Genomic DNA, 11,918 nt, shown 5'->3' with positions numbered 1-11,918 from the left:
TTTGTTGCCGCCCGAAAATCCGACGACCTCGTGCGGAAAGACCGGCCCGCAGATAATGAGCTGGTCGTAGTCGAAGACGCGTGCGTTGATCCTCACCGGGACTTCCATCTCGAAGAGGTCGCCGGTCAGCGCGCGGGTGTCTTCAAAGGTCAGGAGCCCGATGTTTCGCAGCGCGGCGTCATTGTCCCACTCGTGGTTGAAAAAGCGCACGCCGGCGTAAATCGTCCGCCGCTCCTCGGCGGTGATCTCCAGCCGCGCGCAGATCGCCTCCTCGCTCATCGGCTGATGCGTGCCGAGCGCGATCATCACGTCGAAGTGCTTCGTCGCCGCGCCGATCTGGTCGAAGAGGCCGGTGAAGAGGATGCCGAGCGGGCAGGTGCGGGTCGCGTCGGGCACGATGAGCAGCACCTTCTTGTCCTTGTAATCCTTGGCGGGACAGGCCTGCGCGATCAGTTCCCGGGCCTGAGCCGCAGTGAGATAGGCGCCGGGGGGAGCGATTTGGGAGAGAGTCGACATGATGAGGAATTAAATCACAAAGGCGCGGGCGGCACAGAGGAAATCTGGGAGACGACGGGAGTGCGACCGGTAGGAGCGCTCGATGGACGGCGGCGGAATAATTTCAGGCACGATTAGGCACGATTGGGTGCGACTACACTGGATTGGCAGGCAGAAGTAGCTCCACGAAAGACACGAAAGGGCACGAAAAGCGGGTGGTAGGAGGTGTGATTTTTTTCAAAGGCTTAATTCACCTTAATTGAGCTTAATTCATCTTAATCTACAGAGAGCCGGAGTTCCGACCGCAGGTGTGATCACTGCGATCAAAGACCGGAGGCCAGTGTCTCCAGCGGGCCAATTTTCAGATGGGCAATGTGCAAGATTCATGAGTCTGTAAAACCAACAAGCTGCCAAATCTCTCCTTCCTCCACAGATTCCCCTTCGGACCTGCTTCCTTTCTTACCTTCACTGGCGAACACCGTAGCACGCGGGATCCGAAATGTCAATCAAAAAATAAGGGTCATCAGTCCAGACTGAAATTCTCTGGATGAGTCAGGGCGCGGAGCCGCGATGTCTTGAGCGATGGGCGGCGACCGGTGAAGTCCACAGTGACGTCGCTTTCTCCCTCGTAGCCGAGGCCGTGCAGAATATAGAGCATCTGGCACCGGGTCGGAGAAATCCACCGCACGGTGGACCAAGTCACCCGCTTCACCGGGGCGTGGCTTTGGAATTCGCGGCGGAAAGGCAGTTCCTTTTCCTCCTTTTCAGAGATCCGCCGAGCGAGATCGAGATGGGTGGAGATCACGTGCCGCCCGGTGATCCGCAGCAAGGTGAGATCCATGCCGTCCTTGTAATTCTCGCCCAGTAAAACGGCGCACGACGAGGGCGACCAGGAAGCCCTCACGTAACGCACGTCGAGTTTATCGGGCAGCAGACGGCGATGGAGAATACGGCCGTTTTTGGAGAGCGTGATGTGCCATTCGGACGCAGCGCTGCGATCACGATATTGCACGAGGACGCGTCCGGCCTGGTCGGGCGATCGCGTCGATTCTCCGATCACCCAAGGGCTCGCCTGCACCTGGACAGCAGCCAGGAATGCGGCCAACGGAGCGATAATCTGCCTGATCTTCATTGCTGAAGAAACGCGGCGCATGCGCAGATCCTTACAAGTCTTTCGCATGGAGCGAGGGCGTTCCTGGGGGAAGATCTGGCTAATCGCCTGCCTTGGGCGCTCCCTTCGGGGCGGCGGCATTCATGGCCGCCTGCTTTTCCGACGGACCAAACACGCCCAGGAATTTGTCGAGCTCCTGGCGCATCGCCGTGACCTTCGCCGACTGCGAGGGCTCGGTGATGAGGTTTCGCCATTCGTTGGGATCGTGCGGGATGTCGTAGAGCTCTTCCTCACCCGTCTGGTAGTGAATGAACCGCCAGTCGCGGCTGCTGACGGCATAGTTGCCCGGATCGATCGTGGTGACCACGGCGCGCTCGGTTTTCAGGTCGGGATTCTTCAGCAACGGCGCGAGGGAGATTCCGCTCAGGCCCTCTTTCGGCGGAAGATGGCAGAGCTCGAGAATGGTCGGATACAAGTCCACGAGGCTCACGGGATCGGCACATTTCCGGCCACGCGCGACATCCCGTTCCTGCCGGGGAGGCACAATGATGAGCGGCATGCGGGTGACCTGCCGCCAGGCGGTCCATTTTCCCCAGTGTTCTTTTTCTCCCAAGGCCCAGCCGTGATCGCTCCAGAGGATGATCCAGGTATTGTCCGCAGCGGGAGAGGCGTCCAAGGAATCGAGGAGACGCCCGATCTGCCGGTCGACAAAAGTGACACACGCCAGATAAGCGCGCACCGCTTCCTGCCATTGCCGATGTTTCACCACGGATTCATGCGTGCCCGCCGTGATGGGATCGTGGGCGAACCGGTGCCCTTCCGGGCCGATATCGTCGAGATCATTGGCCAGCGTCGCGGGCAACTGGATATCGGCCACCGGAGGCAGCGCATCGAAATCGCGTTGCGGGGCGAAAAGCGGGATGTGCGGGCGATAATAGCCAACGCCGAGGAAGAGCGGTTTGGCATGCGGCTGCCCGAGTTTTTGGGCCGCCCAGTCGGTAATGCGCGTCTCGCCCATCTCTCCATCCGCCACCTGGACCGGACCCCAGTCGAACGACTCGCCCTCGACGCCGTCGGCATTGCGCTCACTGGGGATGCGATTCAGCGGCAGAATCCAGTCGCGCCCTCCCGGTCCTGCATGCACGACATGTCGCGGCGCTTCGGTCCCCTTGCTCGGCAATTCTCCCGCCGTATACCGGGCCTGCGCCTGCGTGAAGGGGCTCCAGCGCTGCTCGGTGTCGAAGTAGTCGTCGAAGAGCGCGGGCATGGGGCCGTGGTAGATCTTCCCGGTGCCGAGGGTCTCGTAACCATGGGCGGACAGATACACCGGCAACTGCAGATCCTTGGCCGGCGGCTTTCCCTTGGTCGCACCCCAGTTGCTATAGACCCCGGTCTGATCCGGATAGCGCCCGCAAAGCACGGCGGTCCGTGAAGCCAGGCACACCGGCGCCGCACAATGCGCATTGGTAAACAAGATTCCCCGCCCGGCCAGGCGATCGATATTCGGCGTCTTGGTCTGCGGATGTCCACCCAGGCAGCCGATCCAGTCATTGAGATCATCGACGGCGATGAAGAGGATGTCGGGGCGAGGATCGGCTGCACGGACGCAAATCAGCGGAGTCGCGATCAGGAGGAGAGCGCTGAGGCGCGACAGAAAAGGGAGAATCATCAAGATGAGCGAACCTGTGTTTTACTCAAAAGTTCTTATCCTTTATGATTATTTCGTTCGCGATTCCAAGCCCACTTCAATGGTAAAGCAACGGGGTCCTTCGACTCCGTTACACTCCGCTCAGGATGACAACCGGGAGGGAGGCCAGTCCCTAAATCGTCTGGCTCAGGAAGCCGCCGTCGACGCGGATGTCCGTGCCGGTGATGAAGCTGCTGGCTTTGGGGGCGGCGAGGAAGACGGCAGCGCCGATGAGTTCCTGGGATTCGCCGAAGCGGTTCATGGGGGTGTGGCCCCAGATGGATTTCGTGCGCGCGGTAGGTGTGCCGTCGTCGTTGAAAAGCAGCTTGCGGTTCTGTTCCGCGGGGAAGAAGCCGGGCGTAATGGTGTTGACGCGGACGCCCTTGGTCGCCCATTCGCGGGCGAGGAATTGCGAGAGGCTCAGCACGGCCGCTTTGCTCGAGGAGTAAGCGACCACGCGGGAGAGCGGGAGATGCGCGGAGACGCTGGCGATATTGATGATGCTCCCCTTCCCACGCGAAGCCATGGCGGGACCGAATTCCTGGCACGGCAACAACACACCACCGACCAGGTTCATCTCAAAATTCGTCCGCCAGTCGTCGAGGTTGATGCTTTCGAAGGTGCGCTCAGGGGTGACGGTCACTTTGGGGTCGTTGCCGCCGGCGGCATTGACGAGCACGGTGGGCGCGCCGAAAACTTGGGTCACTTTATCGTGCGCCTTGCCGAGCGAGGCGCGATCGAGCGCGTCGGCGGAAAAATACTCGGCCATGCCACCCGCTCTGTTGATGGCATCGGCACGTTCCTGGCCACGGGCCGAATTGCGGCCGAGCACGGCCACCTTGGCGCCGGCGGCGGCGAGGCCGTCAGCCAAGGCTCCACCGAGCACACCCGTGGCACCGATGATGACGGCAATTTCCGAGGAGAGATCAAAGAGTTTCGACATAAATGGATTTCGCCAGCACAGAGGAAAGACGGCGACTTGGCAAGAGCGCTTGGCAGGAGTATGCTACGCCATGCACCCCCGGATCTACATGTGGCTCAGGGAAGCAGTTGTCACCTCGGCGATTTTGATCTTCCTCCGCGCCTCAGCGGGCTGACTGGCACTACCGACTGATTGATTAACATTACCGGGTTCAGTGAACCCGGCGACAACGCTTAGTGCCAGAGCGCCACGATGAGGAACCAGCCGACCATCGTCACCCCGATGGCGGCATTGGCGATGATCCCGGCGGTGGTACCGAGGACGGTGCCCCAGGTGGATTTGCCGGCGAGCACCAATTTCTGGCCGGCGAGAAGTTCCCCAATCAACACGCCGAGGACCGGCCCGAGAATCAGCCCCAACGGGAAAAAGAACATGCCAATGATCGTGCCCACCAGGCCACCCAGCGCTCCCCAGCGGGTGGCGCCGAACTTCTTCGCGCCGATCGAACCGCTGGTAATGTCGAGCACGTGGGAGACGATCGTGAGAATTAGCAAGCCGCCCAACGTCCACCAACCGACGCTGTGTTCCTCGCCCATGGCGACGCGGTGGATGACGGCGGCGGCGAAGATAATCGTGGTGCCCGGCAGCAAGGGAATGACCGTTCCGATGAGGCCGACAACGAAGAGGATGAGGGTGAGCGACCACCAAAGTGCGGGCATGAGAAAAGCAGATTACTTGTCGAAGCGATGATTGGTGGCTTGCGGCCAAAGGCCGCCTGCTCACTAATAGCAGGGTGCGCACGGTGTGCGCGCTGAATCCAACCACAAAACCAACCCTTCATCCAATTCCCATGGCCCTCTCCGTCGGCTCCAAAGCCCCTGACTTCACTCTCAAATCCAAAGGCGCGGAAGGTCTGCGCGACATCGCGCTCGGCGCCAATCTCGGCAAGAAGAACACCGTCCTCCTGTTCTTCCCCCTCGCTTTCACCAGCGTCTGCACGCAGGAGATGTGCGACGTGACCGCTGGGCTCGGCTCCTACGAAGGCCTGAACGCCGAAGTCATCGCGGTGAGCGTGGACAGCCCTTTCGCGCAGGAAGCGTGGGCCAAGAAGGAGAACATCACCATCACCGTGGCGAGCGACTTGAACAAGACGACCGCGAAAAATTACGAGGTGTTGCTCGACGACCTGATCGGTCTCGGCAGCGTGTCGGCCCGGGCCGCATTCGTTATCGATAAGGCCGGCGTCATCCAATACGCCGAGCAGACGCCGACGCCGAAGGATCTGCCCAATTTCGAGGCGATCAAGGCGAAGCTCGCCAGCCTGAGCTGACGAGTGGCGAAGCGCTGGAGGCGCTCTAGCTAGGCAATCGGCCCTCTCCGACCTCCGATGAAGGAGATCAGGAAGAGAACCAGGAAAACGACAAAGAGGACTTTGGCGATGTAGGCTGCTGTACCTGCGATGAAGCCGAATCCGAGGACACCGGCAATCAGCGCAACAACGAGGAAAACTAAGGCGTAGTGAAGCATAGGAGTGGTCTTTCTATGCCCATGGTTCGCGGGTGCCTCGGTGGGTGGGTGTATGGAGCAGGAGCCAACATCGAACATCCAACGTCCAACACCCAACATCCAGTGACGCAAGCGCGGTTGGGAGGCCGGTTCTTCGATTGAATGTTCGATGTTGGGTGTTGGGTGTTCTGCCTTCCTCCCAGCCTTGCCGTGCAGGGGATTTTGGTGAAAGAAATGGGCGGTTTCGCCGTATTTGGTAGCGACCGCCCATGAGTCACCAATCCGCCACACCCACCGTCGAGCGCCCGCGCGAAGCGCTGCCTTCGCGCCGGGCGGCGCTGCTCTTTGGGCTGAAGGCGGCGTGCTTTCAACTCCAGCGGGGCTGGCGCGATCTGACCGGTGATGGGCCAGCGCGGCATCCCAAGGGGGAAAAGCTCGCGCAAACACCGATCGTGGGCACTCAATCCAGCGATATCTGGTTTGAGACCAATGTCGCCTCGGAGAAGCGGCTGCAATTTGGCAAGGTGCAGAATCTTCGCGTCTCGGCGGCGCTCATGCGGGACACGGAGGTGCCCGCGAATACGGTGTGGAGTAACTGGGCCGCACGACGGCGGGAAAGGGATTTGCGGTCGGTCGTGAGTTGCGCGAGGGCTGTCTCATTCCCACGCTCGGTGGCGGACTGTGCCAGCTTTCCGGCGCCATTTACAATGCCGCGCTGGAAGCGGGGCTGGAGATCGTGGAGCGCCATGCGCACAGCCATCCGGGCGTGGGCAACCTGGCGGCGGTGGGGCGCGATGCCACGGTCTTTTGGAACTATGTGGACCTGCGGTTGCGGGCACCGTTTCCGTGGCGGATGGAGGTGGAACTCAGCAGCACGCGGCTCACCGTGCGCATTCGCAGTTTGAAGACCGTCGTCGCGCGGCCCGCGGCGACCCGGGGCGGGCGGGCGCTCCTGACCACAGCGCCGCAGCCGGGCAGTTGCGCCAGTTGCGGGATCTCCGCGTGCTTCCGCCATCTCAAGCCCGACACGGATGAAAACCCCGGCCGGAGCGCGTGGCTGGTGGACGAGTGGTGGCCGGAATGGGCGGCGCACCTTGCGCAACTGGGGTCGCCCGCCGATCTTTTACTGCGCCCGCTCGATGGCGACCGCTGGCACAAGTCCAACTATGCTTGGGACGCCGCGACCTTCCGGCAGGTCCGCAGTGCGACCTTGCTCACGCTGCGGCGCGCCTGGTCCACGCGGCGGTTGCGCGAACAAGGCGCGGAACGGCAGCGGGCGCTGCTGGCGTGGGATGAACGTCTCGCGCGGCATTACGCCCGGCAGTTGCACCCGGAGCATACGCACCTCGTGGTCGCGCAGAATCTCCTGCCGTTTTTGTGGCGGGACGGTGTGCTCGGGGGCCGCACGTTCGATGTCCTGATGGTTCGCCTGCCGATGCACGCCTTGCAGGCGCAACTCGACGAGGCGGCGCGCCTGCATCCGGAATCCACCACGTGTGCTGATTTCCGCGCACCGGCCTGGATGGCGGATGCCGAGGCGCAAGGTCTGACTGCCGCGGACCATTGGATCACGCCGCATCAAGGCATTGCCGCTCTTGCCGGTCAGCGCGCGATTTCGCTGCCGTGGAAAATGCCCGTCGCATCCGGCGCGGCGGGTGAGGGTGGCAAGCGGGTGGTGTTCCCTGCTTCGACGCTGGGCCGCAAAGGAGCCTACGAATTGCGTGAGGCCGCACGGGCTCTGGATGTCGAGTTGGTGTGTCTGGGCCCGATCATCGAGCGCGCTGATTTCTGGCAGGGCATCCAGCTTGGCGCAGCCGCGGCGTCTTGGCTCGACGGTGCGGCGGCCGTCGTACTGCCTGCATTTGTCGAGCATCGCCCTCGACGTCTCTTCGCCGCACTGGCGGCGGGAGTGCCGGTCATTGCCACGCCGCAATGCGGCTTGGGTAAATTGACGGGCGTGACCGAAGTGCCGGCGGGCGATGCTGCCGCACTCACCGCGGCGTTGCGCGCGGTCCTCGAAGAAGGGAAGCTACTGCGCGTTTGACGGCGCGGGTTTCTTCTCGAAGATCGCCGCGAGAATGAAGAGCCCGGTGGCGATACAGATGCAGCTATCGGCGACGTTGAACGCGGGCCACGGATCGGCGAAGCGCACGTGCAAATTAAATAGCAGAAAATCGACAACGTGGCCGTGAGCGAACCGGTCGGTGAGGTTGCCGAGAATGCCAGCGCAGAGCAGGCCGACAGCCCAGCGCGAAGGCAGATCCTTGAACGCACCGCGCAAGTAGAAGAAGACCAGCGCGACGAGCGCCACCATGGAGAGCACGATGAAAAACGTATTCCGCCCGGTGAAGGCGCTGAAGGCCGCGCCGGTGTTCGAATAGTAAACGAGGTCGAAGAAATCCGGGATCACGGTGCGCTGCTCGTGCAGTTCGAGGTGGCGGACGATCCACCCTTTCGTCGCCTGGTCGAGCGCGTAGAGCGGCAGCGCGATGGAGGCGAGGAATTTCACGAGGCGGCGGAGACGACATCCGCGCAGCGTTCGCACAACTCGGCGTGCGCGGGATTGATGCCGACGTCCTTGCGGTGGCGCCAGCAGCGCGCGCACTTCTGGCGCGTGGTGCGGATCACGCGGGCGCTGGTTTCCGGGCCGGCGGCGAGGGTGAGATCGCTGAGGATGAACAGCTCCTCGAGTTCGGTTTCGCGGCCGGTGAGTTGCTCGTAAAGTCCGGCGTCGGCGATTTGCAGGGTGACGGCGCCTTCGAGGGCGTTCCCGATGGTTTTCTCCGCGCGGGCGGCTTCCACGGCCTGGCCGATCTTGCCGCGCAGGTTCAGCAGTTGCTCGACTTGCGTCTCGGTTGCCGGATCGCGCAGCACGGCGTCGGGCTCGGGAAAGAGCTCCAAGTGCACCGAGGTCTGGTGATTGGCAAAGCCCCAGGCTTCGTCGGCGGTGAAGGCGAGGATCGGGGCGAGGAGACGCGCGAGGGCATCGAGCACGCGGACCATCACGGTCTGCGTGACGCGGCGGCGCGGGCTGTGGGCGGCGTCGCAGTAGAGGCGGTCCTTGGTGATGTCGACATAGAGCGCGCTGATGTCCACGGTCACAAATTGGTTCAAGGCTTGGAAGACTTTGCGGAAGTCATAGGCGGCATAGGCGGCGCGGCAGGTCTCGATGGTTTCCTGCAAGCGCGAAAGCACCCAACGGTCGATGAGGGTGCCGCGGATCGCTTCGCCGGCAAGGCCATGCGACCACGCCGCGACACCACCGGTCTCGCCGAGCGGACGGAACTCGACCGCGTGCTGCGCGGGATCGAAATCATCGAGATTCGCGAGCAGGATGCGCAGGATATTGCGGAAGCTGCGATAGGACTCCGCGAGGCCCTTGAAGCTCTCCTCAGAGAAGGGTACTTCGTTTTGGTAGTCCACGCTCGCGGCCCAGAGGCGCACGATATCAGCACCGTACTTGCCGACGAAATGCTCGGCGTTCATGGGCTTCGCATAGGTCCCCTGCTCCGACTTCGACACTTTCTTGCGCGTGTCTTTGTCGACCACGAAGCCGTGGGTGATGACGGTCTTGTAAGGTGCCTTCCCGTAAAGGGCGATGCTCGTCATGAGGGACGATTGAAACCAGCCGCGATGCTGATCGGTGGCCTCGAGATAAACGTCGGCGACGGGTGTGCCGCCGAGTTCCGGGCGCTTCGCGGTGACAGCCGTGTGGGAAACGCCGGAATCGATCCAGACGTCGAGCGTGTCGTTGCGGCGCGTGGTGCCTGCCGGCAGACCGAGCATCTGCGCCCACTCCACGTCATTTTTCTCGAACCACAAATTCGTGCCGTGCTGCTCGACGAGATCGGCGACTTTGCGGGCGTTGTCGGCGCTGAGGATGGGCTGGCCGCTCGGATCGTAGAAGACCGGCAGCGGCACGCCCCAGGTGCGCTGGCGCGAGATGCACCAATCGGGGCGCGATTCCACCGTGCCGTAGATACGATTGCGACCCCAGTGCGGGAGCCACGTGACCCCATCGATGGCCGCGAGGGCGTCGGCGCGGATGGCGTCGATGCGGATGAAGAACTGCTCGACAGCGCGGAAGACGATGGGCGTCTTCGAGCGCCAGCAATGAGGATAGCTGTGCGGATAAGCGTGCTCGGCGAGCAGCGTCTTGTTTTCGCGCAAGTAGGCGACGACGTCTTTGTTCGCGTCGAAAACATACTTGCCCGTCCACGCAGGCATGCCGGCCTCTTCGGTCAGCTTGCCCGCGTCGTCGACGGGAGAGAGGATCGGCAGGCCGTGTTGCTTGCCGGCGATGTAATCGTCCGCGCCGTGGCCGGGCGCGACGTGCACCTGGCCGGTGCCGGTGTCCATGGTCACAAAATCCGCGGTGATGACACGCGACTTCCGGTCGAGGAAAGGATGCTGCGCCTCCAGCCCGGCCAGTTGCTCGCCGGTGACGCTGGCGACTTCACCATAGACCTGCAATTCCGTCGCCTTGACGAAAGCGTCGAGCAAAGGACGCGCGACGAAGAAATCCTCGGCCCAGCCGTCACGCCCGAGCGTGGCGAGCACGTATTCCTGTTTCGGCGAAACGGCGATAGCGACATTGGCGGGCAGCGTCCATGGCGTGGTCGTCCAGATGACCATGTTGGCCTTGCCGGCGAGTTCGCCGGTGACGATCGGGAATTTGACGTAGATCGCGGGATCCGTGCGGTCGGCGTATTCCACCTCGGCTTCGGCGAGCGCGGTCTGTGCGCCGGTGCTCCAATAGACGGGTTTCTTCGACTGATAGACGAGGCCCTTCTCGACGAACTTGGCGAAGGCGCGGATGATCTCGGCTTCGTAGCCGGGCGCGAGGGTGAGATAGGGATCGGCCCACTCGCCGAAGACACCGAGGCGTTTGAATTGCCCGCGCTGCACGTCGATGAATTTGCGCGCGTATTCCTCGCTCTTGCGGCGCACTTCGACCGGAGATAGACCGCGTGATTCCTTCACGACCTTGAACTCGATCGGCAGCCCGTGGCAGTCCCAGCCCGGGATGAACGGCGAGCGGAAGCCGGCCATGGTCTTCGACTTTACGATCAAGTCCTTGAGCACCTTGTTCAGCGCGGTGCCCATGTGGACGTCACCGTTGGCGAAGGGTGGGCCATCGTGCAGGACGAAGAGCGGCGCGTCTTTCCGGGCTTCCTGGATCTGGGCGTAAAGCCCCTGCTCTTCCCAAATCTTCAGCCGCCCCGGCTCGCGAGTGACGAGGTCCGCCTTCATCGGAAAATCCGTCTTGGGAAGGTGAAGAGTATCTTTGTAGTTCATTGCGGCTTTTAAAAAGGGCGGCGAGCCTACGCGCGGGCGACGCGGCGGTCAATGGGGGTGCATAGCCTCTTGACGAGAACGCGGAATTCCCAGAGGCGATGGGGTTTCCAGGCCGATTTCGTGGGAATTCGGCGCAAATCCGGTTGTTTTCGGGGTCAAAGTGGGGTTGTTTCTGTGGAACAATTATTTGTTTTCATGGAACAAGTCCCACACGAGCCGAATCCCTTTATATCCGTCGATTGCACCGTCGTCGTGGACGCGGTGATCGCGGATGTATTCGAGCGCTGGTGCCGGGTGGAAGAATATCCGTCGTTCATGGAAGGCGTGCGGGAGATTCGCTGGCTGGATGACAAAAAATTCAGCCTGAAGTCGGAAAATGACGGGCAGTTTTATCTTTCGCTGTGTGAACTGACCCTGCGCATCCCGGAACGCCGGATGGCGTGGCGCACGCTGGAAGGGCCGGATTGCTCGGGCGTGGCCTGCTTTCAGAACGCGGGCGGCGGGCGCACGGAGGTGACCCTGAAGATGCGCTACAACCCGGAAACGGGCTGGCACAATCGCGTGCAGGTGGAACAGCGGCTGAAGCGGAACATGAATCGCTTCAAGGCGCTGGTGGAAGCAGCGAAGTCGGTGAAGGCGAATTGTCGCGCAACATTTGCGTCGGAGCGAGGCGTGGGGCAGAGTCGCCGCCCGCATGAGCGCTATCGAGACCAAGGAACTGACAAAAGTCTATCGCACCTACAAAAAGGCGCCGGGGCTCTGGGGCGCGGTGAAGGGGCTCGGGAAGCGCGAATATGCGGAGGTGCGGGCCGCGGACGGGATCACGTTTTCCATTGAAGAGGGTGAATTTGTCGGCTTCCTCGGGCCGAATGGCGCGGGCAAGACGACGGTGTTGAAGA

General features: G+C 62.2%; 12 protein-coding genes. 3 read left to right on the top strand and 9 right to left on the bottom strand.

What is annotated here, in order from left to right; all coding sequences use genetic code 11:
* The 5 genes from ABJF10_RS23505 to ABJF10_RS23485 form a co-directional block, all read right to left on the bottom strand.
* Nucleotides 1–516: lactate racemase domain-containing protein (locus ABJF10_RS23505; protein WP_348547056.1), on the bottom strand; the 516-nt coding region annotated here is incomplete at its 3' end.
* A gap of 502 nt (nt 517–1,018) precedes the next feature.
* Nucleotides 1,019–1,627 carry a hypothetical protein gene (locus tag ABJF10_RS23500; RefSeq protein WP_348547055.1) on the bottom strand — a complete coding sequence of 203 codons (609 nt, stop codon included), beginning with the start codon at nt 1,625–1,627 and terminating at the stop codon, nt 1,019–1,021.
* Nucleotides 1,628–1,706: 79 nt separating this feature from the next.
* Nucleotides 1,707–3,275, bottom strand: a complete 1,569-nt coding sequence (locus ABJF10_RS23495; protein ID WP_348547054.1) for a sulfatase — start codon at nt 3,273–3,275, stop codon at nt 1,707–1,709.
* 151 nt (nt 3,276–3,426) lie between these two features.
* Complete coding sequence (locus ABJF10_RS23490; protein ID WP_348547053.1) at nt 3,427–4,236, bottom strand: SDR family NAD(P)-dependent oxidoreductase; 810 nt, start codon at nt 4,234–4,236, stop codon at nt 3,427–3,429.
* 212 nt (nt 4,237–4,448) lie between these two features.
* Complete coding sequence (locus ABJF10_RS23485) at nt 4,449–4,934, bottom strand: DUF456 family protein (RefSeq protein WP_348547052.1); 486 nt, start codon at nt 4,932–4,934, stop codon at nt 4,449–4,451.
* Nucleotides 4,935–5,065: 131 nt separating this feature from the next.
* Between ABJF10_RS23485 and ABJF10_RS23480 the strand changes: the two genes are divergently transcribed.
* Complete coding sequence (locus ABJF10_RS23480; RefSeq protein ID WP_348547051.1) at nt 5,066–5,545, top strand: redoxin domain-containing protein; 480 nt, start codon at nt 5,066–5,068, stop codon at nt 5,543–5,545.
* A gap of 29 nt (nt 5,546–5,574) precedes the next feature.
* Here ABJF10_RS23480 and ABJF10_RS23475 read toward each other — a convergent pair whose 3' ends face one another.
* Nucleotides 5,575–5,742 (bottom strand): DUF1328 domain-containing protein, encoded by a 168-nt coding sequence (locus ABJF10_RS23475; RefSeq protein ID WP_348547050.1) that lies wholly within the window; start codon nt 5,740–5,742, stop codon nt 5,575–5,577.
* Nucleotides 5,743–6,316: 574 nt separating this feature from the next.
* On the opposite strand from ABJF10_RS23475, the gene ABJF10_RS23470 reads away from it, so the two are divergent.
* Nucleotides 6,317–7,765, top strand: coding sequence for a VanW family protein (locus ABJF10_RS23470; RefSeq protein WP_348547057.1), 1,449 nt, complete (start codon nt 6,317–6,319; stop codon nt 7,763–7,765).
* On the opposite strand, the gene lspA is transcribed toward ABJF10_RS23470, so the two are convergent.
* The 3 genes from lspA to ABJF10_RS23455 form a co-directional block, all read right to left on the bottom strand.
* On the bottom strand, nt 7,751–8,230 hold the full coding sequence (lspA, locus tag ABJF10_RS23465; protein WP_348547049.1) for a signal peptidase II: 480 nt from the start codon (nt 8,228–8,230) through the stop codon (nt 7,751–7,753). The two genes, ABJF10_RS23470 and lspA, sit on opposite strands and share 15 nt — an antisense overlap.
* Complete coding sequence (gene ileS / locus ABJF10_RS23460) at nt 8,227–11,019, bottom strand: isoleucine--tRNA ligase (RefSeq protein ID WP_348547048.1); 2,793 nt, start codon at nt 11,017–11,019, stop codon at nt 8,227–8,229. The genes lspA and ileS overlap by 4 nt, the downstream gene beginning before the upstream one ends.
* 183 nt (nt 11,020–11,202) lie before the next feature.
* Nucleotides 11,203–11,574 carry a hypothetical protein gene (locus tag ABJF10_RS23455; protein WP_348547047.1) on the bottom strand — a complete coding sequence of 124 codons (372 nt, stop codon included), beginning with the start codon at nt 11,572–11,574 and terminating at the stop codon, nt 11,203–11,205.
* A 139-nt stretch (nt 11,575–11,713) separates the two neighbouring features.
* On the opposite strand from ABJF10_RS23455, the gene ABJF10_RS23450 reads away from it, so the two are divergent.
* Nucleotides 11,714–11,918 (top strand): ATP-binding cassette domain-containing protein (locus tag ABJF10_RS23450; protein WP_348547046.1); only part of this gene is annotated, 205 nt, incomplete at its 3' end.

This window comes from Chthoniobacter sp. (assembly GCF_040003245.1).
Lineage (GTDB): Bacteria > Verrucomicrobiota > Verrucomicrobiia > Chthoniobacterales > Chthoniobacteraceae > Chthoniobacter.
This window is presented reverse-complemented; position numbering and strand designations above follow the sequence as displayed.

What these genes read in the sequence shown, in the direction of transcription:
- ABJF10_RS23500 (WP_348547055.1), bottom strand. Translation starts at nt 1,627, where the DNA reads ATGAAGATCAGGCAGATTATCGCTCCGTTGGCCGCATTCCTGGCTGCT.
- ABJF10_RS23495 (WP_348547054.1), bottom strand. Translation starts at nt 3,275, where the DNA reads ATGATTCTCCCTTTTCTGTCGCGCCTCAGCGCTCTCCTCCTGATCGCG.
- ABJF10_RS23490 (WP_348547053.1), bottom strand. Translation starts at nt 4,236, where the DNA reads ATGTCGAAACTCTTTGATCTCTCCTCGGAAATTGCCGTCATCATCGGT.
- ABJF10_RS23485 (WP_348547052.1), bottom strand. Translation starts at nt 4,934, where the DNA reads ATGCCCGCACTTTGGTGGTCGCTCACCCTCATCCTCTTCGTTGTCGGC.
- ABJF10_RS23480 (WP_348547051.1), top strand. Translation starts at nt 5,066, where the DNA reads ATGGCCCTCTCCGTCGGCTCCAAAGCCCCTGACTTCACTCTCAAATCC.
- ABJF10_RS23475 (WP_348547050.1), bottom strand. Translation starts at nt 5,742, where the DNA reads ATGCTTCACTACGCCTTAGTTTTCCTCGTTGTTGCGCTGATTGCCGGT.
- ileS (WP_348547048.1), bottom strand. Translation starts at nt 11,019, where the DNA reads ATGAACTACAAAGATACTCTTCACCTTCCCAAGACGGATTTTCCGATG.